Below are 24,715 nucleotides of genomic sequence, written 5' to 3'. Positions count from 1 at the left end.
AACGGCTTATTTCGCGAGGATGCCGCCCTCGGGCAGTTGTGGATTGAACTCGTCGAAGAAGGGGTAGTGGCCGGGCCTGAGCGGGTGAATGACCACGAAGGTTGTCACGCCCGGCGACAGTACTTTTTCAACCCGCAATGGCGTGCTCTCGAATTCGGCTGGGCCTTGGCCGATATTTTTCAGGATGATCTTGAAGCGCTGACCGGCCGGAACCTCCAACAGGGCAGGAGTGAAGTGGCCATCGCGCAGGCTGAGTTCATAGCTGGGTAATTCGGCATAGGCCGTGAACGGCGCCACTGCTCCGGCAAGCATCAGCCAGGCAATCTCCAGGCGCTTCATTCAATAGCCGCCTTTTTTACCAATGCCGGCGTAGATGAACTCGTAGTGCAATTCGCAGCGTTCAAACCAGGGGGCTACGCCGGTTTCCTTATCGGTATGACGGCCAAGGGACCCATGACCGCCGGGTGGCAGGACGGTGAAGGTCAGCTGATATTTGCCTGGGCCGAGCAGCTTTACATTGTCGCCATAGTGCGGGCCGTCATTGGCGACCATGGCGTGGAAATCGCCTTTGAGTTCGTTCTCGCTGCCCTGTTTTTTCAGATTGAACGAGACATTGAGGTAAGGCACGAAACTGCCTTCCTGAAAGCCCTGTCGATTGTCCGCCGTGGCGCGAATGTCGGCTTCCAGATGCACATCGGAATCCGCGGTGGCCCGCATCATTCCGGCAGGTGCCATCTCGATTGGCTGCAAATACACCGCCCCGACTTCCAGCCCAGGACACAACTGTGGCTCACCGATCGGGTATTCCTTGGCGTGAGCCAGCGGTGTGAGCAAGAGCAGGGCAAGCGAAAGCGACAAGGGGGTACGCATAATTTCTTCCTGGGCATTGACGAGTAGGAGCCCGAGTCTAGGAAGCTTTGCTGCGAACAATAATGATTGGCATCAAGTTTCGAGCAATTAAACCGATGGCACATCACTCTGGCGAAATCGCTGGGCGCGCTCGACGGTGTGGGTCATCTGTTCGGCTGCGTGAATGGTCAGCGGATGCTGGGTAAAACCGGGTCTGGGGGATATGTAGGTGGCCATCTCCCGAGCAACGGCGAGCTGATGTTCCGAGCCAGTGGCCAGCAGGGCGATGACCAGGTTTTCAAGGGCAATCACTCGGACACGCAGATGAACCAGTTCGGCGTTCGTCAAGGCGGGCGGAGCGGTAAACGTTTTGTCATCGAGAGATGTTGCGGCATCTTGATCGTTCCAAGTTGATAGGCCGCTTGAGAAAGGATTTTTATTGAGCATGAGAGACGTCTCCAAGTCTATTAAAGCGTTAGCTTAGCCCCGGGATTGCGAAGGAGGTGAGCGCAGTCGCCCGATGTCGATTCTTGATGCGTATCAAGGCTGACTTTGTGTAAGGGCTGTAGGTTGGAGGAACGCCTCCCAAAGACCGGAGATCGGCATGGCTAAGAACTTCCCTATCAACCCCAAACACCCCGAACGGATCTGTTGGGGGTGCGACCGGTATTGTCCGGCGAAGTCCCTAGCCTGTGGCAATGGCTCCGACCGTACGATGCATCCGGCCGAACTTTTCGGCGAGGATTGGCACCTGCCTGGTGACTGGGGTATCGAGAAGCTCATCACAACTGACAAACCGACATATGATGCAGCGGACACCTCATTGATATCCGAAAAGACCCCATCTGGATCTACCTGACACCAATATCTGAACAGTAGGCGAGGCTCGATATTTCCGAAATATTGATCCACGATGCTCGCGGGGGGCACGGCCAATTTAGGTTCTGGCCATTGCTGGGCTAAAACACCTAATGGTTCGCCAGATGAATAAACAACCCATGGCATCCGCTTTGATGATGCTGGCGTCTACGGCAAAGCCTTCACCTTTGACCAAACCTGCGTCCATGCAACCACGCAGCACTTCATTGAATAGCCAGCCTATCGGGATTGAGCATCAGCACTTATTGCTTAAGGTAGAAAGATTCAACGCCGCTGCGATATAAAGCCAAACAAGGTAAGGAAACAGGATCAAGACAGTAATCACGTCAAACTGCGATGCCATCACCACCATCGCATCGGCCACAACCCAGAGTAGCTTCAGGATCACCATGCCGGCGAAAATGTGGTGAGCGCCTAAAGACACCAGTGTCCATAGCGTATTAAGGGCAATCTGCTCCGCTCATAAAGCCAGCACCGCCTGACTTCCAGGAACCAATGTCAACCGGTACCCGGCCTGATCACAAATTCCCGAATCACCGGCGTTCATCGGCTGTTTTGCTATCGTGCATTAAATTTGTGATTACAAAGAGATAAGAAATGGCGATTCCAATGTGGCAAGGTCAAGTCGCTCTGGTCAGCGGTGCGGGCAGTGAAAGTGGTATTGGTCTGGCGATCGCCCGACGCTTGGGCCGCGAAGGCGTGCGAGTCTTGATCACTGCCAGCAGTGCGCGGATCCAGCAACGTGTCGCCGAGTTGCAGGCTGAGGGTTTAGACGCTCGGGCGATGACAGCCGACCTGACTGACGAATTGCAGGTCAAGAAGCTGACCGATTGGGCTTATGAGCAGTTCGGTCATATCGACATTTTGGTCAATAACGCCGGTATGGCTATGGTCGGCAGCCCGGAACCCTTCGTTCAAGTGGCTGACATGGATTTGGCGACCTGGAATCTATCTCTGGCGCGCAATCTGACCAGCGCTTTTTTGCTGACTCGTGCGGTGTTACCTGGGATGAAGACGCGCGGTTACGGACGCATCGTCCACATCAGTTCGACGTCAGGTACACGCGGCAGCAACCCAGGTGAGGCGGCTTATAGTGCGGCAAAAGCAGCGATGGTCGGGATGAATATGGGCCTGGCGCTGGAAGTCGGTAAACGGGGCATCACCGTCAATAGCGTTGCCCCAGGCTGGATTGATACGGGGGCATTGACAGAGGAAGAAAGCCGCGCCGGTACCTACACTCCAATCGGCCGCGCCGGTCGTCCAGAAGAGGTTGCCGCTGCAGTGGCGTTTTTGGCGTCTCCGGAAGCCAGCTATATCACCGGTGAAGTGCTGGTGGTGGATGGCGGTAATTGTCTGATCGAAAACAAGGCGCCTTGACGCTAGCTTGGACTGCTGTCTTGTAGTGAGCCTACTATTTAGCGAAGAAATCAAACGCGCAGATGCTGGCTGGCCTTAAGCCCGATGCTAGTTACGCCAGTGTTGAAATAGTGACTCGGATTGAGCGATTACTTTCAGGAGCTTTTATACCAGAACATCCGTGCAGCCCAGCCATCCTTACGCACCACGTCTTGTCTGTCGATGACGTATGGCATAGGTATACGCCAAACTTGGCGAAAGGCCAGGCCATTGGCATATCGCCGGATAGCTGGAATGGGTCATGACCTTGTGCACCATCTGATTACGATTACGGCTGTGTACGAGTTCTAGCGGATCATTGCGAGTGAGAACTCACCAGTCCCTGGTTCAGAAACAGGGACGTTTTTACGAGTGGATACTGGATCGTTAACCCATCAAGTGCGGATCCATCTAGGCTTTAGATTGAAATTGAGCCAGTTGAGTCTTCAGTTGTGCGACCTCAGCTTCCAGTTCACGCACTCGTTCCTTGGCCTCAACTTCGACGCTGACGTCCTTCTGGATACCGATGAAGTAGGTGAGTTGATCGGTGTCGTTGAACACTGGGGTGATCGACAGTTCGTTCCAGAAGGCGCTGCCGTCCTTGCGATAGTTGCGAATGACTTGGCGGCAGGGGAGCATGTTCCTTATCGCCTCGCGAATTACTGTCAAACCAGCTTGATTACGGTCGTCACCCTGCAGGAAGCGGCAGTCCTGGTACAGGATGTCGTCAACGCTGTACCCCGTAAGGCGCTGAAAGGCGGGGTTGGCATAGATCAGGATGTTTTCGTCGCCTTCCTGCTCTGCTACCACGATGCCGTCGTTGGATGCTTCAACCACCAGTTTCAGCAGTTCTGCGTCGATCATTTTCAGAGCCCCAGTGAGTGACATCTCATTTTTAGCGGTTACCCGCCATACACGGAGTAATCAGTATAACGTACGGCCAAAAGCGACAAGGTCGGCCAGTCCTGAATCCAGCAACTGCGTAGCGCTTTGTGCACTGTAACGACTGGCGTAGATGATCAGCCCCGCTGAAAGTACTACGGAATCCGCGACGGAACGATTCCGGCATCCGTGGTGCATTATCCCAGTCCGCTGCGGCGATGGAGAGGTATCTCAGGGGGGGATGAGTGGCCCGCTATTCGTGTTCAAGGATCAGAAAGGTGCTGTCACCGGCATCACCTCCTGTAACGTGAGCCAAGCCTGAGGAGTGAGCGTGGTCATCGCTGAAGGTTTTGATGCCGAAAAGTTAAGCGACAGTGCCGCCCTTTTGATTAGGGGCGGCTGTCTTCACCTTCGGACGGTATCCATTGGTATCGCTTAACGATCAATTTCCTCGGTATGTGGAGAAACCGTAAGGGCTCAGAAGCAACGGGATGTGATAGTGAGGTACGGTACCGTCCACCTCAAAAATGACGGGTACCTCCGGAAAGAAACTGGACGTTTTGTGCGACTTGAACCACTCGCCAGTCTTGAAGGTGACACGGTAGGTACCTTTCTCCAGACCCCGACCTTCCGGATACAGCCCGGTGATACGACCTTGCTCGTTGGTTTTCGCGCTGTTGAGCATGTCCCAGTCTTTCCCATCCTGTTTTTCCAACGTGACATTGACTCCAGGGGAGGGCAGGCCATCCTGCAAATTGAGTACATGCACGCTCAATGGATTCGTTGCCGCTGATGCAAACGCTGAAAGGGCACTCAATACAGCGCCAGCGAAGAAACTCTTCAATACAGTCATGGTGATGTCCTTAGTTTTTAACGGCAGGTAAAACTTTGTTGATAGCGACCTCTGCACAACCTTCATCGTTTGCAGCGCCGCCTGCACCGGCCACCCCGATGGCGCCGATGACCTGACCATCGAATTTCAATGGCACGCCTCCACCGAGCAATAACAACTCATCGAGGGTGTTAAGGTTTTCAGCATCTGGATTAGCGCGAGCGCGCTCAGCTAACAACCGCGTCGAAGTCTTGGTCGACAGGGCGGTATAGGCTTTGCGTTGCGCGGCTAACGTGTTGTGCGGGCCGACATTGTCATCGCGTTGCACGGCAACCAGATTGCCGCCACGGTCGACAACTGCGGCAACGGCTGTGCGGCCATCGGCGTGACAGGCGGTCAGCGCGGCCGTTAGCAAATCGTTGGCCATTGCAAGTGACACGTCCTGGCGCTGCGCAACCTGATCCGGAGCTGCAACGGCGAACGCAGAGTTCATTGCGAGTGTGATCAGCAATGAAGTCGATAGGCTTGTACGCATGCTGTTCCCTTGGTTGGTTGAGTCTGTCTGGGTCATTGCCAGACATCATGACCAGCTCGCTCCGTCAGAATGATTACCTCCTGATTACCAATATGTAATGTGAGAAATCAGCGAAGCGGGCTAGCCTGTGCGCCAGTCCTGGAGGAAAAAATGCGTATCCTGGTGGTTGAAGATGAAACGAAAATGGCGGATTACCTGCGCAAAGCCCTGACTGAATCGGGCTATTCGGTAGAGATCGCTCTTGACGGCCTTGATGGCCAGCATTTGGCACAGGAGAGTGAGTTCGATCTGATCATTCTGGATGTCATGTTGCCGGGGTTGGATGGCTGGCAATTGCTTCAAATCATCCGGCGTAAGTGCCAGACCCCGGTACTGTTTCTTACCGCACGTGATTCGGTTGATGATCGGGTCAAAGGGCTGGAGTTGGGGGCTGATGATTATCTGGTGAAACCCTTTTCTTATGCCGAGTTGTTGGCACGCGTACGCACTTTGCTGCGCCGTGGTCCGCCTCGCGAGGTGGAGCATTTTGTGGCTGGTGACCTTAGTCTGGACTTGTTGCGACGCAGGGTAACGCGCAGCGGCGAGCGCCTCACCCTGACCAACAAGGAGTTCGCCCTACTGCACTTGCTGCTTAGTCGTGAAGGGGAGGTGCTCTCGCGTTCGCTGATTGCCTCACAGATTTGGCAAATGAACTTTGACAGTGACACTAATGTGGTCGATGTCGCCATCCGCCGACTGCGGGCCAAGGTTGATGATCCTTACCCGCTGAAGTTGATACACACAGTCCGTGGTATCGGTTACATGCTCGAGGTGCAATCCTGAATCTATATCCGCGCACTCTGAGCCTGCGCCTGGCCATCATGTTCGCACTGGTCAGCGTGCTATTACTGGGCTCCATTGGTTTTTATCTTTATCAATCGTTACAGCGAGAGATTGCATGGCGCGACGACCAGGCCCTGCTGGGACGCCTGGAGCGAATGCAAGCATTGATCAGCGATAGCGACAGCATCGAGCAACTGCGAGGTCGGCCCAAGCTCTACGAAAACATGTTGGGCAATCGCGACAGTCTGCTATGGATTGTCGATGACACCGGCAAGGTGTTGATCGAAATCAACCCGGTGGGTATGACCTTTCCAAAGTTGCCGGCTGCCCACCAGGCGCGCCTTGTTGAGGATCACTCTTCCGAGCCTGTGCGGCTTGCCTGGCAGGATGTCATGCAGGGTGATCGCGGCTTGACCCTGATCGCTGGCAAGTTGTTGGGTGAGCGCGAGCAGATGCTGGGGGTTTACCGACTCAGGCTTTGGCTGGCCATGTCAGTCGGAGCGCTATTGGCTTTTGCATTCGGTTGGTGGGTTAGTCAACGAGGCCTGCACCCTGTGCGCCTGCTGGCCAATCGCGCTGCCGCAATCGATGTGCAGCATCTGCATCTGCGGCTGGATGAGTTCAGTGAGCTGAATGAGCTCAAACCGCTCTGTAATGCCCTCAACCAGATGCTTGCACGTCTTGAGGACGGATTCGCCCAGCTTTCACGTTTCTCGGAAGACCTCGCCCATGAGATGCGAACCCCACTAGGCAACCTGATGGGACATACCCAACAAACCCTGAGGCGCAGTCGCTCTATAGAGGACTATCAGAACCTGCTGGTTTCCAATCAGGAAGAGTATGAAAGGCTGGCCCGCATGATCGACAGCATGCTGTTTCTCGCTCGCACCGAGCAGCCAAACGCTTGCGTAAAATTCGAGCAAATCAACCTGCACGATCTGATCGAGCAGCTCTGTGAGTATTTCGAAGGGGTAGCGCAAGAACGAGATGTACAGCTGATAAACCAGACCCAGGATCAATTGCTGGGTGATCCAGGCTTGATCCGTCGAGCACTTGCTAACTTACTGGCGAATGCGCTGCGCTACGCAACTCCTACCTCTGCAGTGACGATCAGCAGCAGGGTTTTGGAGCACCGTCTCGACATCACGGTGCACAACCACGGCGAGCCGATTGCGGCAGAACATCTTCCACGATTGTTTGAGCGCTTTTACCGGTGTGACCCATCACGTAATCAACCCGACGATTCCGGTGGTCTGGGATTGGCCATCGTTCGTTCGATTATGCAACTGCATGGCGGTTGTATAACCGTTGACAGCACTGACGCAGGTACGAGCTTTCACTTGGAGTTTCCCCTTATAAACGCCTGAGCTCGAACCGAAGTTATTGCACACGACACAGCGAATGCTGGCAAATTGCCCTATAGTGAGTTTCGTTGCAGTGGTGAACATCTAGGGAGCAGCAAATGGGGCTCGAAAATTTTTCTTTCGATCACATGCGAAAGGGGTAGTCGCAGTGCAGAGCAGAAATCGTATCGGAACTGATTCCTTGGGAATTGTTTTCAATGCTCAGCGACCTTCAAATCGGCATTTATCGGTCGTTCACCCGCGATCTCTTTTAGCTTCAACGGTGCTTGCCAAGGCTCGGCTCTCGCTCTGCGCCTTGGAAAAGTTAAAGTGATGCTTACTAGGCGGCGCAGCTCCCTGGCAGGTTTCATTATTCTTGCTGTCGGCCTGGTTGGTTTTTCGGCCATGTTGCTACTGAAGTCAGAGACCCAAAGCAGGGAAACGCGTTTCTCGGAATACGTTCAGAATATTTCCGGCGTCGTGCGAAATCAGCTTGATACCAATGAAGCTGTATTGGCAGGTTTCTCAGCATTTCTCCAAGCCGTGGATCAGAGCGATACTGAAGCTGCGGCCCGTTATGCGGCAGCCGTTTTATCAGCTTACCCTCATATTTACATGCTCGAGGCTGCTAGGGCAGTACCCATCGCCGAACAGGCTGCCTTTGAAGATCTGTTGCGCCGTACCTGGCGGCCAGACTTTGAACTCAAAGACTTCCCGAGCCTCACCCAGCAACCTGCCCAAAATCAGGTGTATCTCAGCGAGACTTGGCCGGTGTTGTTCATGTACCCGTTACTCCCTGAATCCAGTTCGATCTATGGCGTCAGATTAGAAACCGTCGCCTATCTCTCCTATGCGCTGGCTCGGACCCACAATAATCAGAAGCCCGTTGTATCACCCGTTTTTACAATGTATGAGGGTGGCAACGCATACATTCTGATGCAGTCAGTCATTCGGCCTGAACAGTCGCGAGAGAACACCCGCCCCAATTTTTTTGGCAGCACGATGGTGTCTTTGCTATTGATCAAAACGGGCGCGCTACTGGATGCAGTGAATAATGCAAACCTGGATCCCCTGGTTCACATCAGTGCAGTCCTGAAAACCGCTGCTGGGACTGAAAGCAGTGTGTTTTCAACACAGGTTCAACAAGCAAGTTTTCTAGATCGCCTCTTCTTGCCGCAATTGGCTGACCGAGTCGAGATCCGCAGTACATCGCAGCCAATGACGTTGGTCTTCGAGCGGCAACTCCGTGTCGGGGATGTCCTCACCAAAGAAATGTTGATGATACTTTTTGTCCTCGCCGGGGCACTGGTGTTGATGCCGATGGTATTGATTCGGCATTTCAAGGCGTTAGAAAGGGCTGAAGTTGAGCACCAGCGCTCGGCCTACCTCGCAACACATGACGTGCTCACGCAACTGCCTAACCGTTACTTGTTCGCCGAACGTTTTGCCCAGGCCTTCTCGGATTGGGAGGCTAAAGGGATTCCGTTTGCTGTGCTTTTGATCGACTTGGATCATTTTAAGGAAATCAACGACAAGTACGGCCATGAAGTAGGCGACCAGGTTCTGCGAGCGGTCGCACACCGCATGCTTCAAGCCACCCGCTCATGTGACACCGTTGCCCGGTACGGTGGCGACGAATTCGTGATGCTGATCTCTAAACTATCTGACCCCGAGAGTGCTGAGTCGCAGGCATTGAGGGTGTTCGACACCATCGCGCAGACAGTCGTGACAAGTGCAGGAGAGCTATCGGTATCGTGCAGTGTCGGAGTTTCGCTGTGTCCTATTCATGGCCAGAATCTCGACACATTGCTTAAAGCGGCGGATCAGGCCATGTATGGAGTCAAGCAACTTGGTCGGAGGGGTGTAGGGATGACGTAATCCCCTGCTGCATGAGACTTGTGCCGTTTTGAATGGACAAGCGGGTCAAAGACTAAGCGACTTATGAGTTACATCACGCTGATGAGGCTCGGCATTCAGGAGCGAACAAACAGCCTCCGCATCCGTCCTGATTTTGAAGACATCGTGCTTGCTAGCTGAGCCTCCTTCGACGAGATCAACGACTCTGTATCGCTTAGCGCCATCTTCCATGCCGGTGGTCTCGATGACTCTGAATCTTGGGTGCATGGTGCGTTCCCTGCTGAAGATTGGTGCCCTACAAGTACCGGCAAAAGGAGACCACTTCAAGAACGGGACGGACTGAAGCTGAGACAATTTATGACGGTGCACCATGCTTCTCATCGCATGAAGCACGGTTAGCAGTAGGTAGCGTGTTGAGCCATTTTTCCTATAGTCGATGCTTCGGGCCAGCAGGGCCCGGCTATTCAAGAGGATCATCGAGTCCTACGGATTCTTTCATCCCATAATATTCGTATCTACGGTTAAGGGGGCAGATGAGGAAGCAAGCGACCTCGACATAATCGCTTCGATACCATCAGACATGGAAGGAAAATGAATAACAGTCTTGAGTTTCGGACGCTGACTTGTTGGCTCGTAACGCACTTTTTTAAAATGCCCATACCGGCGCAGTCGAATTAGTTTTGGCCAAGGTCAGTTATCCCGCCACGCGTCGCGAGGCGTGTTTGCCTGCGATAAAAGGCGTGAATTGCCCATACCACTCCTACCAGTAGCAACCCTGTCCCAAGCGCTTCCATAGGAGAGGGCCAGCGTTGGTTGATCAGCAGGCCCATCGTAGTAGCATAAATGGTTCCGCTGGCGATCAATTGCCCGCTGAGCGCCAGAGGTAGACGTCGAGTTGCAATCGACCATGCCCAGGCACCTGCAAGGGTGGCCCCTAACCCCTGAATCAACCCACAGACTATTAGCGCCTGAGTACCTGCTAACCCGCTCGGATGGCTAGCGAAGTGGGACAGGTTCAAGTGCAGACCAACGGGTATGAACGCCAGCATCTCGACGCTGCACATGAAGATCAGCATGGCTGACCACAACATGGGTGACATGCTTGGACGCTGAGCCAAAGCACTTTCATTTAACAATCCAAAGCCAGTCCAAAATCCAATTGCCATTAACGATGCGAGCAGCCCCAGCAATATCGAATGGGTCGGGAGCACCACCTTTGCGGCGCTAAAATCAAACACGCTCAAGTTGACCAAACTTATGCCCAATGCCGCCACCAGCAGCGGCCCGGCAATGGCGCGCCAGGGTACGCTGGAGCTTCGCATGTTGCCGGCAATCGCGAGCACAATCGGTACTGACCCCATCATTACCGGAGGGATCACCGGCCCAGCTGCCAAGACCGCAGTGGTGATCAGGAAGAAGTAGCCGATGTATCCCAAGAAGCCCAGCAGTGCGGCACAGGCCCAGTCGCTCAGTCGCAACTGCCGAACTTCGCAGCGGTAAACAAACAGCACAAGCAGGCTACCTAAACCGGCAAAGGAATAGCTCACCACAGCCAGATCAAAAAGGCTGTAATCGCCGACCAACCCCGGAAAGATGTAGAGCAGCGACCAGGAAAAAGTGGCGGCAATGGCCGCTAATAGGCCTAGGGTCATACGTGATGCTCCTGTTGGGCCTGCTTCCGGATCCAGCAATGAGCTACGTGTCGGGCAGTGTCGAATACCCGCACGTCCTGGCCCATGGTGCCGCTGACAAAACTGCCCTCCAGTAAGATAAACAGCCCCTCAGCAACTACGTCAGGGTCACTTATACCGGCGCTCACGGCCAAGGCATTAAGATTGTCGCGTATCCCTTGCTTATGCCTGCTGACTGCTAAATGTACAGGGTGGCTAAACTGGGGGAATTCAGCCGCACTGTTGACGAACAGGCACCCGCGTTCGCTGTCTTGTAAAAGAAAACGTTGATACAAATCGAAAAAAGCGAGCATGCCACTGACCGGGTCAGGATGCCCTGCCAAGGTGCGCGCTACCTCTTCACGCCAGCGTCGGTCACGCTCCTCAAGGCAAGCCACTATCAGCGCATCCTTGGAGGGGAAATGGCTGTAGAGCGTCATCTTGGTAACACCCGCCATCGCGGCGATGGCCATCACACCAGTAATGTGTATACCTTGCGACAGAAACAGCTTCAACGCTGAGTCAATCAAGCGTTCACGGGTATTGTCCAATTTAAGGCACTCCGGCGTAGGGACGGAGCTAACTATACTGACCGGTAAGATTGGGGTGCATCCAAATACGACCTGAATCATGGCCGCTACGACGCAGACCGCAGTATGCAAAAGCAGCAGTAAATCGCAGGATTTGGCCAGCCAGGACGTTCGTTACGCTAGCTAAACGCAGCCTGCACCCGAGTGGTTAACGCATACGCTCTCTCACCATTCAATGCTCCTGCGCCGTTGGCAACGCTCCGAGCAGTAGCGCACCTCAGCCCAGCAGCGCGCCCATTTCTTGCGCCAGGCGAAAGGCAATCCGCAGACCGCACAGGTTTTGATCGGTAGTTCACTCTTCTTCAAAACGACTCCCCGACATCTAGTTTGGCGAGCAGTTTCTGGCCACGATCCCAGAGTGCTTGCTGCTTGGATTCAGTCATACGATCGAGGTTTTTATAGACCATGCCCATGCGCTGATTGCTGCGCAGAAGGTCGCCATGACGTATTAGAAAATGCCAGTAAAGCGAATTGAAAGGGCAGGCGTCGTCCGTCGTGCTTTCACTGACTTTGTACGCACAATTACGGCAGTAGTCAGACATGCGCTTTATATATTGGCCACTGGCGCAGTAAGGCTTAGAGCCCAGGTAACCACCATCGGCATGCATGACCATGCCCAATGTATTGGGTAGCTCGACCCAGTCGAATGCGTCCATGTAGATCGCCAGGTACCAGTCGCAAATCTGGGACGGAGCGATGCCGGCCAGCAGTGCAAAGTTGCCGGTCACCATCAGCCGCTGGATGTGGTGGGCATAGGCATGTTTCAAACTTTGGCCGATCGCCTGGCCCATGCAGTTCATCTTGGTGTCGCCAGTCCAATAGAACTCTGGAAGCGGCCTGCTGTTGCCAAACAGATTGCCGCCGGAGTAGTCGGGCATTTTCAGCCAGTACACGCCGCGTACATATTCACGCCAGCCAATGAGTTGACGGATAAAGCCTTCGGCTGCGTTTAATGGAATGCTGTGCGCCCAGTAAGCAGCCTCGACGTCGCTGCACAATTGACGTAGATCCAACAGGCCAATATTCAGTGCGGCGCTGATCCGCGCATGGAACAGAAAAGGTTCATCACTGGCCATCGCATCTTGGTAGTCGCCGAAAGCAGCGAGGCTCCAATCGAGGAAGTAATCCCACAACGCTTGGGCATCGGCGTGGGTTACCGGGTAATCAAAAGTGTCGAGTGCGCCATAGTGGCTGGAGAAGTTTTTTGCGACCAGCTCAAGCACTTCCTGGGTGATTGCATCGGCTGAAAATCGCACTGGCGAGGGAGCTCTCACGCCTTTGGGCAGTGCCTTGCGGTTATCGGCATCAAAGTTCCAGGCGCCGCCGACCGGGCTGCCGTCGCCGTTGAGCAACAGACCACTCTTGCGTCGCATCTCACGGTAGAAGAACTCCATGCGCAGCTGCTTTTTGCCTTCGGCCCAGGACGCAAACTCGAGTCGGGTGCAGAGAAAACGGGTATCGGTATGCCACTGGATCGCCAAGCCACAATCTTTCAGCGACTGCTCCAGGCGCCAGTCACCGCATTCTGTCAGGTGCAGCTCATCCGGTTGCAGCAGTGATTGCCAGCGCCGTAACTCTTCCGGTACCGATCCGCTATTTTGCGGATCATCGAGCGTGACGTATTGCACGCGGATGCCACGCTGCTGCAACGCCTCAGCAAAATGGCGCATCGCACTGAAGATCAGTGCGATTTTTTGCGGGTGATGGGGCACATGGCTGGCTTCCTCCATCACTTCGACCAGCAAAACCGTATCGCGCTCGCTGTCCAGCCCCTTCAATGAGGCCAGGTCAAAAGACAACTGGTCGCCCAAGACCAGGCATAGTCGGTGAGTCTTGTTCATTCGAAAGAGTCCAACGGAAGATGACTCACCAAGGCGCAGTCAGCGAGAATGGAATGCGTAACGGCTCAATGCGCCCTTCACGTGAGCCGCACATCTCGTCATGGACGCACTGCTGCACAAGCACGCAGGGGAAAGGCGGCACAAACTGCAACAACTCACGCAGGTGATTGATGGAGCGAAGGCGCATAGGCTTTGCTTCGTCGTCCAGCAGTGTGAACTGGCCGTGATCCAGCCCGACTCGCGCCAGATAAAAACCGCCTTCCAGAGACAGCAGCTCCAACTCTCGTACTTCGCCATTCGCGGCCCGTTCGGTCAACGCTTGCAGATTCAAGGTTCACTCCCTGCCTACCACGGTAGGCGTTCTCCGTTATAAGCAAAGAAATTGCCGCTGTCGGCAGGCGCCAAGCGGTCAATCAGTGATAACAATTCGCGGGCAACGAGGCTTGCAGGCCTGGCGGCAGAAGCGCCTTTAAAGGGCTGGGACAGGCCCGAAATGACCGTGCCTGGATGAAGACTCAGCAAACGGGTCTGAGGGCGTGTTCGTGCCAGTTCAATCGCAGCCGTTTTAATCAACATGTTCAACGCTGCCTTGGAGGCGCGATAGGCATACCAGCCGCCCAGACGGTTATCGCCAATACTGCCGACCTTGGCGGAGAGCACCGCCATTGCGCCGCGAGGGTCTAGCAAGGGTAGAAAGTGACGCAAAACCAGCGCAGGCCCGAGCGCGTTGACTTGGAATATCGCCTGAAGCGCATCAGCTTCAATAGAGGTGTAACTTTTTTCAGGCTTGATGTCTTCGCGATGTAGCAGACCGGCAGCATGCAAAATCAACTGATACGGGGCTTCTTCGGCTAATACGGCGGCTGCGCTGGCGATACTGTCTGGCTTTTCCAGATCCAATCCTGGAGCACTATTGCGCCCCAGCTCACGAACAACCGAGCATCTTGGATCTTCGTTGAGCAACTCACAAAACGCCGCGCCGAGCGCTCCACTGGCTCCTATCACCAAGGCACGGTAGCCGTAGCCGAGTGAGTTCATCTCAAAGGAACTGTTCATTTCGCCTCTCCTACACCTTGTGCGGATTTGGGGCCTTAGCTGCGTCGCCCAATCAGTTGCAGGAACTCGAGACGCGTAGCGGATGACTCGCGAAAGGCCCCCAGCATCACTGAGGTCGTCATCACAGAGTTTTGCTTTTCCACGCCCCGCATCATCATGCACATGTGCTTTGCCTCAATGACCACGGCCACGCCGGCCGCATCGGTGATGTGATGGATGGCATCAGCAATTTGTTTTGTGAGGTTTTCCTGGATCTGTAAGCGGCGGGCGAACATATCGACGACTCGGGCGACCTTTGATAGACCCAGTACCCTTCCTGTGGGGATGTACGCGACATGAGCCTTGCCGATGAAGGGCAGCAGGTGATGCTCACACAATGAATACAGTTCGATATCGCGCACGATGACCATTTCATCGTTTTGCGATTCGAACAGGGCACCGTTGGTCACGTCTTCCAGACTCATCGTGTAGCCGTTGCAAAGGTATTGCATCGCTTTGGCTGCGCGCTTGGGCGTGTCCAGCAGTCCTTCACGCTCAGGGTTCTCGCCTACAGCGATGAGAATTTCACGGTAATGCTTGGCTATTGATGGGTTCATTTTGATTCCTCGCAGCCATGCTGTGCTTAAGGTGGCGGCAATCCTTGGCAGTAGGGGAGTGCCTGCTGCGCACCAGATAACAAGGAGTTCGCCAGATCATCTGTTGCTCAGGTTCTGCGTCGGCCCGATGGGAAAGCGAAGTTTTCTAGGTCTGTTTTGTTTTCAAAGTGGGCCGCTCGTCTTTTCGGGTTTTGACTCCGGCCCACCGCAACGGTCATCGACACAGCGACGGCGGCCATCAGGGTGAGGAAGCCACGCCAAATGGGGGCGTAAGCGGCAGAAGAGGCGATAACCCAAATCAAGCAGCGGTCGGGTGGCACGCCATGTCAATGGCGCAGCCCAAAACCCCAAGCCCGCGGCTCGCCAGCTCCACAAGGTGGCGTCCAGACCGGTTACCCAGCGGCCATCGGCGAAACGGGCGTGCAGCGAGGACTGCATTTGCTCGAACGTGAACCCGAGTACCTTGGCGTCGAACGCTCCGCTGCTGATGTCAATAAATAGCAGTCGACTCTCTGCGGCGTGTCGATTCAGGATCTTGATTTCGCGCGCACACAGCGGACATTGACCGTCAAAGTACAGCGTCAGTGGCCAATCCTTTTTATTGTACATTTTTAGCCGACCTGTATAGGTTTTGCACAAGATATGCTGAAAGAAAAGGACTGACAATGGGCCCGCCCTAAGCCAAGTTGAAAAATGCGACCTTCTGGGTAAGACGATCCGCAAGCTGCGCTAACTCCTGGCTGGCCGTTGCAACTTCACGAGAGCCCGTTGCTGATTGCACCGTTGAGCTATGGATGCGCGTGATATTTTGCGCAACGTCTTCGGCCACTACGCTTTGCTGGATAGATGCGCTGGCGATTTGGGCATTCATGTGGTTTATGGCGCCGACTTGCTGGCTGATTTTAGATAGCGCCGTCTGGGCGTTGCGGGTTTGCGCAACGGTGTGGCTTACCAGTTCGCAACTATTACGCATGGTTTGTGCAGCCGTTTCGGTACCGCTCTGCAGCGTGCCTATCATTTCTCGAATTTCCCGCGTCGACTCCTGAGTGCGATTAGCTAGAGAGCGCACTTCATCGGCCACAACTGCAAACCCTCTGCCATGCTCACCTGCTCGGGCCGCTTCGATGGCTGCGTTCAGCGCCAACAGGTTAGTTTGCGTTGCAATTGAATTGATTACCTCGATCACTATTTCAATCTCTTCGCTACGCTTGGACACCTGTTCTACCGTATGGGTGGTTTCAACCAGTGTGTTCGCTAATTGTTCGATAGCGAGAGTGGTGTCCGCAACGACGCGATTACCGCTTACAACTTCCGCATCGGCTAGACGCGTTGCGTCCGCTGCTTGATATGCATAACCTGAAACTTCATTGACCGTTGCCGCCATTTGCGTAATTGCAGTTGCCACCTGTTCGGCTTCGCGGTTCTGCAGGCTAATTTGATTGTTATTGGTGGACGATGTGGTCAATAGTTGCCTAGATGAATTGTTGACCTCTTGGGCCGCAATGCGTACTTCACTAATGGTATCAGCCAAACGGCTTAGGGCAGTTTTCAGGACGCCCATCACGCTGTTCGGATAATCGGTAACAATGATTTGTTGCAAGTCACCTGCCGCCAATCGCTGGATAGCCTGTGCAACCTGAGTCGGCTCAGCACCCAGCGTTGACTTGACGAAGCGAATAATTGAGATCGCCAGGATAATGCTCAGCAGCAGCGCTATCCCGGTGGCCATGAGCATCAGTCCTCGAAACTCACTAGCGGTGGCTTGTACCGCACTGAGTTGGCTTTTGATCGAGGCTTCTTCATAGTCAATCAGTGCATTCACGCGTTTCAACCATTCACTGTATTGACCGGAAGTTTGGCGCAGCAGCAAAGCCTGTGCACCTGAAATATCTCCGGCGCGACGCAAAGCAATTACCGACTTGGTGGAAGCTAGCGTTTGCTTTTCAATATCTTTAATCGCCAGTAACAGCTGTTGCTCCTGCAATGTTACCCCTGCAGTTGCAAATAGCTGATCCATTGGCATGGCTGAATCGGAGTAGGCCTGTTCTAGATTGATAACTTCATTGAGGTGGACGGTTAAGTCTTTATCACTATCCACCAACACTGCGTCCCGAATAGCAATGGCTCGGTTGTGTACACTCCCGCGAAAATTAATAGCGTAACGTTGAATCTTGGCCGCATTTTCGCTTACGTGTTCCAGGGTGGAGTCGATAAAGTCCACACGTTGGATGCCCACGGCGGTGATTAGTATGAGCAGCGACACAATTACGGCGAAACCAAGGCCTATGCGCGAGGCTAGTGTGATGGAGTTTTTCATCGGCTGAACTCTTAGATAGACCCTGTACGGGCAAGACGTGGTGGTTCTGTTTTGCTGTCCGTGTTAAGGGCTCTTGTCTCTACCGCCCATTTGAAAGTGACGAGAGCCCGGCGAGGTACGAGCGTGAGCCGCTGGTGATAGCTGACTGATGGCAGAGTGACACAGATTGCAGAAAACCTATACACAAAGTTATTTTTGTATAGGTATTATCGCTTCTCTCAAGGTCGAGCCACGGCAGTCACAGTCTGGTTTCGGTGATGCACCAGGATGGCGAGCGGATCGGTTCGTAAAAGCTAGGTGGCCCCGATGAAGGACCGGGATTCGTCAGCGAGAGCCCGTGCTCGTATGCTTAAAACCGATGGTGAAACGACCAGACATCTCCGAAAATTTGTAGTCGTGATTTTCGTGTTCTAGCGCCTGTTCATCTCATACAGCGTCGCCAGTCACATCGCGTCATGACTTACTGCAAGCAATCTTGGACGACCAGGCAAAGCACTGCTGGCGCGGTTTTCCTATTGATTTTGGTTTCAAGAATCTGTTGATTGCATTGGCACGTTTTAAAAACCCGCTCACGAAGAACTGAAGGCTGGAAGGGTTCTAAGGTGCTGTCGACTTGGTAAATGCAGGCACTGAGCATGATCTCAAGGATGCGAAGCGCCTCATATGGCGTCGCCTGATTGCCCGAAAAGCAATGGGGCAATGACCTGATTCTACAAAGCGACTCATTACGTTGACCTCAGCTTCGGATCGCCATCAATCTCGCCCAAGCGGGGCTTTTGGGCCTACAGTCTTGAGTGTCGCTCACTGCAAGGAATACAAATGAACGCGTTGCCTTCAACCTCTCTGCCAAAGCACGTCAGCCTGCTGGGTTATGGCGGTCTGTTGCCGTTTATTTTTCTGGCGCTGCTGATCCCGTTCTCTCTCGACTATCGGCCGTTGTTTGCGATGGCGCTTGTTAACTATGGCGCAGTCATCCTGAGCTTCGTCGGCGCCTTACACTGGGGCTTCGCCATGACAGTGAAAGACATGAGCGCCGAGCAGGGCAGCGACCGGTTCATCTGGAGTGTCATTCCTGCGCTTATTGCTTGGATTGCCACGTTACTGCCAATGCCATTGGGTTGCTTGCTGCTGGTCATCGGCTTTGTTGTCCACCTTCGGCAGGACAGGCAGCTGTTGCGGGTTACGAGCTTGCCCGCCTGGTACCTGCCGATGCGATTACGGCTTACCCTCGTGGCGAGCGTCTGCTTGCTGCTTGCCGCGATCGTTGAGGCGCTTCATTCATGAAGCCTCGTGTGCCCGGCTCGTTGCCCGTGCCTGGCAGCCGCTTATCGCGGTTGATGCGTTTAGGCAGTTTGGCCTCGGGCGTCGCGGGCGGCATGCTAGCCGAAGGCGCTCGGCAGTGGGTTCAGGGCAAACGTCCGGCGCTCAGCGAACTGCTGTTGACGTCGGGCAATGTGCATCGGGTGGTCGAGCAGCTGTCGCAACTGCGTGGCGCCGCCATGAAGATTGGGCAGTTGTTATCGATGGATGCAGGTGATCTGTTGCCGCGCGAGTTCAGCGAAATCCTTTCTCGTCTGCGTTGCGACGCTCATCCTATGCCCATGAGCCAGTTGGTGGCAGTCCTTAACGAAAGCTGGGGCAAGGGCTGGGAAGGGCGCTTCGAACGGTTTTCCTTCACGCCATTGGCGGCAGCGTCCATCGGCCAGGTTCATGTTGCGAAAGGAAAGGACGGCCAACGCCTGGCGATCAAGGTGCAATACCCTGGCGTGCGCGAGAGTATTTCCAGCGATGTGGATAACGTTGCTTCCTTGCTGCGCATGTCCGGGATGCTGCCTAAGGGCATGGACGTCGGCCCATTGCTCCAAGAGGCCAAGCGTCAGCTACAGGATGAAGCGGACTACATGAAAGAAACCGATCACTTACAGCGCTTTGATCAACTGTTGGCGGACAGTCCTGACTTTCTGGTTCCTCGTGCGTATGCCCAGTTCAGCACGCCGAATATTTTGGTGATGTCCTTCGTTGACGGGGTAGCGGTGGAGTCACTAGAGCACGCGCCCCAAGCAGAGCGCGACCGGATCATCATGTTGCTATTCGGCCTGTTTCTGCGCGAGGTGTTCGAGTTCCAGTGCGTGCAGACCGACCCTAACTTTGCCAATTACCGTTATCAGCAAGGCTCAGGACGGATGGTGTTGTTGGACTTCGGCGCCACGCGACTTTATGACCGCAACACTACCGAGGCTTATCGCCGCTTGTTGATTGGAGGCCTGCATGAAGACCGTGCCGGCATCACCAATGCCGCGCTGGACGTCGGCTACTTTCAGCCTGAAACGCTGCCCAAACACCGAGCGGTACTCACTGATCTCATTACACAGGCCTGCGAGCCACTGAGGCATCAAGGTGCCTATGACTTTGCGACGTCTGACCTGGCCGTACGCCTACGTGATACCGGTTGGGAACTAGGTGCCGACCGCGACTTCTGGCACACGCCACCTGTGGATGTGCTGTTTCTGCATCGCAAGGTGGTAGGTTTGTACCTGTTGGCCGCGAAGCTGAAGGCGCGGGTAAATGTCCGGAGGCTGTTCGAGCCTTACGTGATTTGAGCGCTTTATGGACGGTAAATGCTCGCCTTGGGTACCGCTACCGTTTAACCATGCCTTTGCATAATTCTAGGCCCGCAAGTATCTGATCTCTGATTCAATTGGCGATTTGCTGGGCTGCGGAGCTATAGCTACATCGGCTATCGCTCATTCGGGCTTAAGCCCGGCTCGACCCAAAGTCTTCATATGCCCTGAGCGGTTCACTCCGCAGTTGGCCGACCACGATTGATTCGCGAAGCGCATTGCAGCTGTCTCATTTCTCCTGGGCGTTACCAAGCTGCCTGCTATTCCATGCTTCCGTGAGCTCGTCTATCCGATCCGTGATTTGAGGCTTTTTTGATAGGACAAGGCAGCGCATGTTGCCAACAAATTCTTCTATCAAATACACAGCGTCGCCGACCAGTTCGCGCTCCCGCAGCGCTTCGTCCCGGATCCGTCCGGGGCATTGTGGAGAGGCGCCCAACCACGGCTGAGCGCCATTTGACTCAGCCAGTGTGGTGACTCTCGGCAAGGCCGTAGACGGACGTGTTGATGCCTTGGAAGCGCGCTTTTAACTGCAGCGCCAAATACAGCGAATAATGCCGTGACTGATGCAGGTTGCCACCGTGAAACCAGAGGTTTTCTTGCTGTGTTGGCTTCCACATGTTCCGCAGTTCGCCCTCGTATGGGCCAGGGTCATTCGTGGTTCCGGAACCCAGGCCCCAGCAGCGACCGACCTTGTCAGCGACTTCTTGGGAAATCAGCTTCGCGGCCCAACCATTCATTGAGCCATAGCCTGTGGCGTAGACGATCAGGTCTGCTGGTAGCCGGCTGCCATCGTTGAGCACGACGGCATCTGCTTCGATGCGTTCGACACCCAGGCCAGGAGCACTCTTGAGCTTGATCGTGCCGTTGGCGATCAGTTCGGAGGCGCCGACGTCGATGTAGTAACCAGAACCACGGCGTACGTACTTCATGAAAAGGCCAGACTCGTCGTCACCGAAATCCAGCATGAACCCGGCCTTGGCCAAGCGCTCGTAAAAGTCCTTGTCACGCTCCTTGATCGCTTCGAAGATCGGTTGATGAAAGCTTGGCATTACCTTGTAGGGGATCGAGGCGAACAGCATGTCGGCCTTGTCGGTGGTCAAACCCGACTCCAAGGCATCTTCGGAGTAGAGCCCCCCGAAGACGAGATCCATTAAGCTGTCAGAGCGCACGATGTGAGTACTTGAGCGTTGCACCATGGTCACCTCGGCACCGTTCTCCACAAGGTCGGCGCAGATATCGTGAGCCGAATTGTTCGCACCGATTACTACCGCGCGCTTGCCGCTCCAGGCGTTTCCGCCGGGATGGCGGCTGGAATGATGCTGCTGGCCATTGAAAGCGTCGGCACCCGGATAAGTGGGAACATTGGGTACGCCAGACATGCCGGTGGCGAGGATTAACTGGGTAGGCTGTAAAGTCACACGCTCGCCATCGCGCTGCACTTCAACCTTCCAAGTGCCACTTTGCTCGTCAAAGTTGGCACTTACGCATTCGGTACGCGGCCAATAATTGAGCTCCATGACTTTGGTGTACATTTCCAGCCAGTCGCCAATCTGGTCTTTTGGGGTGAAGACTGGCCAGTGATCGGGGAAGGGCAGGTAAGGCATATGGTCGTACCAGACAGGGTCGTGCAGGCACAGCGACTTGTAGCGACCGCGCCACTGATCTCCAGGACGCTCGGCTTTGTCGACGATCAGAGTTGGCACGCCCATTCGCTTGAGCCGCGCAGCGAGCCCCAGCCCACCTTGGCCGCCACCAACGATCAGGCAGTAAGGTTGGGTGGTGATGCCTAGCGAAGCTTCTTCATCTTGGCGACGCTCTAACCAGTTGCGTTTGTCGGCGTGGGTGTGACCGTGACTTGCACCCATTGGACGACGGCGGCCACTGGGTTCTTCAAAGCCTTTGAGCTCGCGCATGGCTGTCAACAGCGTCCAGCACACACCGTCTTTTAGGCGAACGTAACCTTTACCTCGCGCCGCTTCGGTTTCCAGGCTGATCCAACCTTCGAGCACACCGTCATTCAGCGTCGCTTCACCTTCCAGTTTCCATCGCTCAGGACGAGTCTGGTCGAGGCGTGCTTCGAGCATGTCTCGGATGGCAGGCTTGCCTTCGAGGGTCACCAGGTTCCAGCTGAAAAGTAGCAGGTCACGCCAGTGACACTCTTCGGCAAACAGTTCCAGTACGCCGTCCACATCACGTTGGGCGAGACGCTCGCCGAGGTTTTCGACCCAAGCCGCGAGTTGAGCAGTTGGCGTGTGCAGAGGTGTTTCAACAGCGATGTTCATTGGGCTTCTCCGATCTTGTTGTTTTTGTACAACTTGCCCCTGAGCAAGGCTCGGGCCACCTTCGCGAAAGCCCCATTGCAGAGCGGCTGCTGCGGTGTTGCTCAGCCTTGGATTCGGAGATCTGTCACGATTCTGGAAATGGTGGATGACAGAGTGTCACTCGGTGCAAAAAGCGCTGGTTCCGGTCTTTTCATATAAGCTGCAAACAGACCCGTGTCCTGACCGTAACGGAGAACAAGAACAATGAAGCCGGCCTTGATCAACGCCCATGCACAACAAGTGCTGCAAGCCGTGCAGGGCACTCACGCCACCCATGGCCCTATTGCTGACTTGGCCATCACACGATCCTGGCGCCGGTGCCTGGATCAATATCAGCTCGATCCTGCCAGTCGCCGCGCACCTAACGTGGTTGAGCATCCACGCTTGCAGGATCACCGCGCGCCACTGGAACACATCATCGCTGTGGCGCACTGGCAGATGAGCAACTTGCACCAACAGCTCGGACGTGATGGCCACGTGGTGCTACTCACCGATGCTCGCGGTGTGGCGATCGACAGTGTGTTTAACGAATCCGAACGAGCCGAATTTCAGCGTTCCGGATTATGGCTCGGTTCGATATGGAGCGAGGATTGCGAGGGTACGAACGGTGTCGGCACCTGCTTGGTCGAGCGACAGCATGTCACTATCCGTCGTGATCAACATTTCCGTGGCAAGCATGCCGGCTTAACCTGTTCGGCCAGCCCGATATTTGATGCGAACGGAGAGCTGCTCGCCGTTCTTAACCTCTCTTCTGTGCGAGAGGAACAAGGTCTTCAGCAGCACTTCAAAGCAATGGCATTGACCAACCTGACGGCCCATATGATCGAGAGCTGTTATTTCCTGGGGCATGATCCGCAGCGATACTTGCTGCGCTTCCACCCGGAGTCCGGCTACGTCGGGCTGTTGGGGGAGGGGTTGCTCAGTTTTGACGAGAGCGCTTGTATCTGTTCAGTCAATCATGCGGCGCTCGAGCTGCTGGGCCTCAGCCGTGAGCAGGTGGTTGGGCAATCTCTGACGATGCTGCTGGAGACACCTCTCGATCAGGTGATGAGTCAGGCCAGCTCGCAGCCAAGTGTCTGCTGGCCAATGCGGCTGCTGGACGGACGCCTGCTCTACGGACAGTTGCGAGAACCCTTACGCAAGGTGCCTTTAGTCACTCCTGCAATCCCCCAAATTAACGACGTGCATGTGTGCCTGGAAGACCCGCGCCTGCAACGCGGCTTTGCTCGCGCATTGCGTGTTTTGGAGCGTGACGTTCCGGTGTTTTTACAGGGCGAAACCGGTACCGGCAAAGAGGCTTTTGCTGCGGCGCTGCATCGCGCCAGCTCCAGAGCGAGCCAGCCGTTTGTGGCGATAAATTGCGCGGCCATTCCAGAAGCGCTGATCGAGAGCGAGCTGTTCGGCTATCGCGGTGGCAGCTTCACCGGCGCACGCAAGGAGGGAATGATCGGTAAGCTGGAACAGGCCCATGGCGGCATACTATTTCTTGATGAGATCGCCGATATGCCACTGGCTTTACAGACTCGCCTGCTGCGCGTGTTGGAAGAGCGTCAGGTGGTGCCCTTAGGCGGCGCGACGGTACGTCCGCTCGATGTTCGCCTCATCAGTGCCAGCCACCAGGATCTACACGTCTGCGTGGCCGAAGGGCGCTTGCGCGAGGATCTGTTCTACCGCATTGCGGGGTTCGCCGTGCACCTTCCACCGCTGCGCGAACGATCAGACAAGGGGCTTTTACTCGACCTATTGCTGCGCGATGAGGGGGCAGGGGGCAGAATTCGGCTAGAGCCTGGCGTCAGAGAGCGTCTGCTGACGCAGCCTTGGCCGGGCAACGTCCGGCAGCTGCGTACGTGCCTGCGCACACTGGTAGCGTTGGCGTTGGAAGGGCGTGTGACCCTGGATGATTTGGAGGAGTTGCTGCCGGTAGTGCCAGCGACAATTGCGCTGGCAGAAAATCCGCTGGGCGTATCCGAGCGGCAGACACTGCTCACATTGATTGAGGCGGAACACTGGCATATCGCCCACGTTGCTGCTCGCTTGGGGATCAGCCGCAATACGCTCTATCGCAAATTGCGCCACCACGGTATTTCACGACCCGGTTGAATGCAGAATGACATCGTCGCGTTCCCTGTCTCTGTGGACCTGGACTGAGGGTAGATACGACATGTGTTATTGACACCTCACAGGGCACCCCTCCAGCTAGCGCCAAATGAGCCGGAGCCGGTGATTAAAGCCAGTTCGTGCAGCTGAAATATCGATGAAACATTCTGGTCATATGATTCGCGTCACTGAAATCCAGGGAGTTGGAG

At 55.0% G+C, this 24,715-nt stretch carries 24 protein-coding genes and 3 pseudogenes; 8 read left to right on the top strand and 19 right to left on the bottom strand.

The genetic code is table 11. The features are described from left to right. Positions 1-6: 6 nt before the first annotated feature. The 3 genes from ACM6I5_RS11400 to ACM6I5_RS11390 all read right to left on the bottom strand — a co-directional run bounded on the left by ACM6I5_RS11400 (position 7) and on the right by ACM6I5_RS11390 (position 1,296). A complete protein-coding gene (locus tag ACM6I5_RS11400) occupies positions 7-339 on the bottom strand; it encodes a cupredoxin domain-containing protein (protein WP_017338862.1) in 333 nt (110 codons plus the stop codon). Continuing rightward, positions 340-870, bottom strand: a complete 531-nt coding sequence (locus ACM6I5_RS11395) for an iron transporter (protein ID WP_017338861.1) — start codon at positions 868-870, stop codon at positions 340-342. It abuts the gene before it with no gap. Between the two features lie 87 nt (positions 871-957). After that, positions 958-1,296, bottom strand: coding sequence for a hypothetical protein (locus tag ACM6I5_RS11390; RefSeq protein WP_017338860.1), 339 nt, complete (start codon positions 1,294-1,296; stop codon positions 958-960). Between the two features lie 157 nt (positions 1,297-1,453). Here ACM6I5_RS11390 and ACM6I5_RS11385 point away from each other — a divergent pair, with 157 nt between their 5' ends. Beyond that, entirely contained in the window at positions 1,454-1,708 is a 255-nt protein-coding gene (locus ACM6I5_RS11385; protein WP_017338859.1) for a DUF3079 domain-containing protein, read from the top strand. Positions 1,709-1,963: 255 nt separating this feature from the next. Here ACM6I5_RS11385 and ACM6I5_RS11380 read toward each other — a convergent pair. Continuing rightward, positions 1,964-2,242, bottom strand: a pseudogene (locus ACM6I5_RS11380) (tryptophan-rich sensory protein); the annotation flags it as partial. Between the two features lie 83 nt (positions 2,243-2,325). On the opposite strand from ACM6I5_RS11380, the gene ACM6I5_RS11375 reads away from it, so the two are divergent. After that, on the top strand, positions 2,326-3,105 hold the full coding sequence (locus ACM6I5_RS11375) for an SDR family NAD(P)-dependent oxidoreductase (protein WP_414883843.1): 780 nt from the start codon (positions 2,326-2,328) through the stop codon (positions 3,103-3,105). Between the two features lie 429 nt (positions 3,106-3,534). Here the strand turns inward: ACM6I5_RS11375 and ACM6I5_RS11370 are convergent, their stop codons facing one another. The 4 genes and pseudogenes from ACM6I5_RS11370 to ACM6I5_RS11355 form a co-directional block, all read right to left on the bottom strand. After that, positions 3,535-3,987, bottom strand: a complete 453-nt coding sequence (locus ACM6I5_RS11370; protein WP_017338856.1) for a PAS domain-containing protein — start codon at positions 3,985-3,987, stop codon at positions 3,535-3,537. Between the two features lie 72 nt (positions 3,988-4,059). Then, positions 4,060-4,240, bottom strand: a pseudogene (locus tag ACM6I5_RS11365) (alkene reductase); the annotation flags it as partial. A 207-nt stretch (positions 4,241-4,447) separates the two neighbouring features. Then, complete coding sequence (gene uraH, locus ACM6I5_RS11360) at positions 4,448-4,858, bottom strand: hydroxyisourate hydrolase (RefSeq protein WP_017338855.1); 411 nt, start codon at positions 4,856-4,858, stop codon at positions 4,448-4,450. 10 nt (positions 4,859-4,868) lie between these two features. Further along, positions 4,869-5,372, bottom strand: coding sequence for a GlcG/HbpS family heme-binding protein (locus ACM6I5_RS11355; RefSeq protein WP_414880504.1), 504 nt, complete (start codon positions 5,370-5,372; stop codon positions 4,869-4,871). A gap of 150 nt (positions 5,373-5,522) precedes the next feature. On the opposite strand from ACM6I5_RS11355, the gene ACM6I5_RS11350 reads away from it, so the two are divergent. The 3 genes from ACM6I5_RS11350 (at position 5,523) to ACM6I5_RS11340 (ending at position 9,415) form a co-directional block, all read left to right on the top strand. After that, on the top strand, positions 5,523-6,194 hold the full coding sequence (locus tag ACM6I5_RS11350) for a heavy metal response regulator transcription factor (RefSeq protein ID WP_017338853.1): 672 nt from the start codon (positions 5,523-5,525) through the stop codon (positions 6,192-6,194). Next, positions 6,191-7,561: a heavy metal sensor histidine kinase gene (locus ACM6I5_RS11345; RefSeq protein ID WP_414883966.1), complete on the top strand. Its 1,371-nt coding sequence runs from the start codon at positions 6,191-6,193 to the stop codon at positions 7,559-7,561. Before ACM6I5_RS11350 ends, ACM6I5_RS11345 begins: the two co-directional genes overlap by 4 nt. 309 nt (positions 7,562-7,870) lie before the next feature. Next, positions 7,871-9,415 (top strand): diguanylate cyclase domain-containing protein, encoded by a 1,545-nt coding sequence (locus ACM6I5_RS11340; protein WP_414883965.1) that lies wholly within the window; start codon positions 7,871-7,873, stop codon positions 9,413-9,415. Positions 9,416-10,068: 653 nt separating this feature from the next. Here ACM6I5_RS11340 and ACM6I5_RS11335 read toward each other — a convergent pair. The 9 genes and pseudogenes from ACM6I5_RS11335 to ACM6I5_RS11295 all read right to left on the bottom strand — a co-directional run. After that, on the bottom strand, positions 10,069-11,046 hold the full coding sequence (locus ACM6I5_RS11335; RefSeq protein WP_017338849.1) for a DMT family transporter: 978 nt from the start codon (positions 11,044-11,046) through the stop codon (positions 10,069-10,071). Continuing rightward, the gene (locus ACM6I5_RS11330; protein WP_017338848.1) at positions 11,043-11,615 is read right to left on the bottom strand and encodes a TetR/AcrR family transcriptional regulator; all 573 of its coding nucleotides are present in this window, start codon (positions 11,613-11,615) and stop codon (positions 11,043-11,045) included. The genes ACM6I5_RS11335 and ACM6I5_RS11330 overlap by 4 nt, the downstream gene beginning before the upstream one ends. Positions 11,616-11,819: 204 nt before the next feature. Further along, the gene (locus ACM6I5_RS11325) at positions 11,820-11,960 is read right to left on the bottom strand and encodes a DUF2256 domain-containing protein (protein ID WP_080995142.1); all 141 of its coding nucleotides are present in this window, start codon (positions 11,958-11,960) and stop codon (positions 11,820-11,822) included. Next, a complete protein-coding gene (locus ACM6I5_RS11320) occupies positions 11,957-13,495 on the bottom strand; it encodes a cryptochrome/photolyase family protein (protein WP_414883842.1) in 1,539 nt (512 codons plus the stop codon). The genes ACM6I5_RS11325 and ACM6I5_RS11320 overlap by 4 nt, the downstream gene beginning before the upstream one ends. A gap of 25 nt (positions 13,496-13,520) precedes the next feature. Further along, positions 13,521-13,826, bottom strand: coding sequence for a DUF6482 family protein (locus ACM6I5_RS11315; protein ID WP_017338846.1), 306 nt, complete (start codon positions 13,824-13,826; stop codon positions 13,521-13,523). Positions 13,827-13,840: 14 nt separating this feature from the next. Further along, positions 13,841-14,551: an SDR family NAD(P)-dependent oxidoreductase gene (locus tag ACM6I5_RS11310; RefSeq protein ID WP_414883841.1), complete on the bottom strand. Its 711-nt coding sequence runs from the start codon at positions 14,549-14,551 to the stop codon at positions 13,841-13,843. A 35-nt stretch (positions 14,552-14,586) separates the two neighbouring features. After that, on the bottom strand, positions 14,587-15,147 hold the full coding sequence (folE, locus tag ACM6I5_RS11305; RefSeq protein ID WP_414880446.1) for a GTP cyclohydrolase I FolE: 561 nt from the start codon (positions 15,145-15,147) through the stop codon (positions 14,587-14,589). Positions 15,148-15,309: 162 nt separating this feature from the next. Beyond that, positions 15,310-15,756 (bottom strand): thiol-disulfide oxidoreductase DCC family protein, encoded by a 447-nt coding sequence (locus ACM6I5_RS11300; protein ID WP_414883840.1) that lies wholly within the window; start codon positions 15,754-15,756, stop codon positions 15,310-15,312. 67 nt (positions 15,757-15,823) lie between these two features. Continuing rightward, positions 15,824-16,351 (bottom strand): annotated as a pseudogene (locus ACM6I5_RS11295) (methyl-accepting chemotaxis protein); the annotation flags it as partial. A 1,932-nt stretch (positions 16,352-18,283) separates the two neighbouring features. Between ACM6I5_RS11295 and ACM6I5_RS11290 the strand changes: the two are divergent. Continuing rightward, a complete protein-coding gene (locus ACM6I5_RS11290) occupies positions 18,284-18,748 on the top strand; it encodes a DUF3429 domain-containing protein (RefSeq protein ID WP_017338841.1) in 465 nt (154 codons plus the stop codon). Next, positions 18,745-20,064 carry an ABC1 kinase family protein gene (locus ACM6I5_RS11285; RefSeq protein ID WP_414883839.1) on the top strand — a complete coding sequence of 440 codons (1,320 nt, stop codon included), beginning with the start codon at positions 18,745-18,747 and terminating at the stop codon, positions 20,062-20,064. Before ACM6I5_RS11290 ends, ACM6I5_RS11285 begins: the two co-directional genes overlap by 4 nt. Before the next feature lie 250 nt (positions 20,065-20,314). Here the strand turns inward: ACM6I5_RS11285 and ACM6I5_RS11280 are convergent, their stop codons facing one another. Beyond that, positions 20,315-20,554: an AbrB/MazE/SpoVT family DNA-binding domain-containing protein gene (locus ACM6I5_RS11280; RefSeq protein WP_414883964.1), complete on the bottom strand. Its 240-nt coding sequence runs from the start codon at positions 20,552-20,554 to the stop codon at positions 20,315-20,317. Beyond that, positions 20,547-22,370 carry an NAD(P)/FAD-dependent oxidoreductase gene (locus tag ACM6I5_RS11275; protein WP_414883838.1) on the bottom strand — a complete coding sequence of 608 codons (1,824 nt, stop codon included), beginning with the start codon at positions 22,368-22,370 and terminating at the stop codon, positions 20,547-20,549. Before ACM6I5_RS11275 ends, ACM6I5_RS11280 begins: the two co-directional genes overlap by 8 nt. A 243-nt stretch (positions 22,371-22,613) precedes the next feature. Here ACM6I5_RS11275 and ACM6I5_RS11270 point away from each other — a divergent pair, with 243 nt between their 5' ends. Next, positions 22,614-24,509 (top strand): sigma-54-dependent Fis family transcriptional regulator, encoded by a 1,896-nt coding sequence (locus ACM6I5_RS11270; RefSeq protein ID WP_414883837.1) that lies wholly within the window; start codon positions 22,614-22,616, stop codon positions 24,507-24,509. Positions 24,510-24,715 lie beyond the last annotated feature (206 nt).

The sequence above is a fragment of the Pseudomonas sp. IT-P171 genome, from assembly GCF_949767765.1.
Lineage (GTDB): Bacteria > Pseudomonadota > Gammaproteobacteria > Pseudomonadales > Pseudomonadaceae > Aquipseudomonas > Aquipseudomonas fluorescens_B.
This window is presented reverse-complemented; position numbering and strand designations above follow the sequence as displayed.

Coding starts and splice junctions, on each gene's coding strand:
- ACM6I5_RS11310 (WP_414883841.1), bottom strand. CDS start 14,551: ATGAACAGTTCCTTTGAGATGAACTCACTCGGCTACGGCTACCGTGCC.
- ACM6I5_RS11375 (WP_414883843.1), top strand. CDS start 2,326: ATGGCGATTCCAATGTGGCAAGGTCAAGTCGCTCTGGTCAGCGGTGCG.
- ACM6I5_RS11320 (WP_414883842.1), bottom strand. CDS start 13,495: ATGAACAAGACTCACCGACTATGCCTGGTCTTGGGCGACCAGTTGTCT.
- ACM6I5_RS11385 (WP_017338859.1), top strand. CDS start 1,454: ATGGCTAAGAACTTCCCTATCAACCCCAAACACCCCGAACGGATCTGT.
- ACM6I5_RS11290 (WP_017338841.1), top strand. CDS start 18,284: ATGAACGCGTTGCCTTCAACCTCTCTGCCAAAGCACGTCAGCCTGCTG.
- ACM6I5_RS11350 (WP_017338853.1), top strand. CDS start 5,523: ATGCGTATCCTGGTGGTTGAAGATGAAACGAAAATGGCGGATTACCTG.
- ACM6I5_RS11370 (WP_017338856.1), bottom strand. CDS start 3,987: ATGATCGACGCAGAACTGCTGAAACTGGTGGTTGAAGCATCCAACGAC.
- ACM6I5_RS11275 (WP_414883838.1), bottom strand. CDS start 22,370: ATGAACATCGCTGTTGAAACACCTCTGCACACGCCAACTGCTCAACTC.
- ACM6I5_RS11400 (WP_017338862.1), bottom strand. CDS start 339: ATGAAGCGCCTGGAGATTGCCTGGCTGATGCTTGCCGGAGCAGTGGCG.
- ACM6I5_RS11355 (WP_414880504.1), bottom strand. CDS start 5,372: ATGCGTACAAGCCTATCGACTTCATTGCTGATCACACTCGCAATGAAC.
- ACM6I5_RS11335 (WP_017338849.1), bottom strand. CDS start 11,046: ATGACCCTAGGCCTATTAGCGGCCATTGCCGCCACTTTTTCCTGGTCG.
- ACM6I5_RS11285 (WP_414883839.1), top strand. CDS start 18,745: ATGAAGCCTCGTGTGCCCGGCTCGTTGCCCGTGCCTGGCAGCCGCTTA.
- folE (WP_414880446.1), bottom strand. CDS start 15,147: ATGAACCCATCAATAGCCAAGCATTACCGTGAAATTCTCATCGCTGTA.
- ACM6I5_RS11390 (WP_017338860.1), bottom strand. CDS start 1,296: ATGCTCAATAAAAATCCTTTCTCAAGCGGCCTATCAACTTGGAACGAT.
- ACM6I5_RS11300 (WP_414883840.1), bottom strand. CDS start 15,756: ATGTACAATAAAAAGGATTGGCCACTGACGCTGTACTTTGACGGTCAA.
- ACM6I5_RS11340 (WP_414883965.1), top strand. CDS start 7,871: ATGCTTACTAGGCGGCGCAGCTCCCTGGCAGGTTTCATTATTCTTGCT.
- uraH (WP_017338855.1), bottom strand. CDS start 4,858: ATGACTGTATTGAAGAGTTTCTTCGCTGGCGCTGTATTGAGTGCCCTT.
- ACM6I5_RS11270 (WP_414883837.1), top strand. CDS start 22,614: ATGAAGCCGGCCTTGATCAACGCCCATGCACAACAAGTGCTGCAAGCC.
- ACM6I5_RS11395 (WP_017338861.1), bottom strand. CDS start 870: ATGCGTACCCCCTTGTCGCTTTCGCTTGCCCTGCTCTTGCTCACACCG.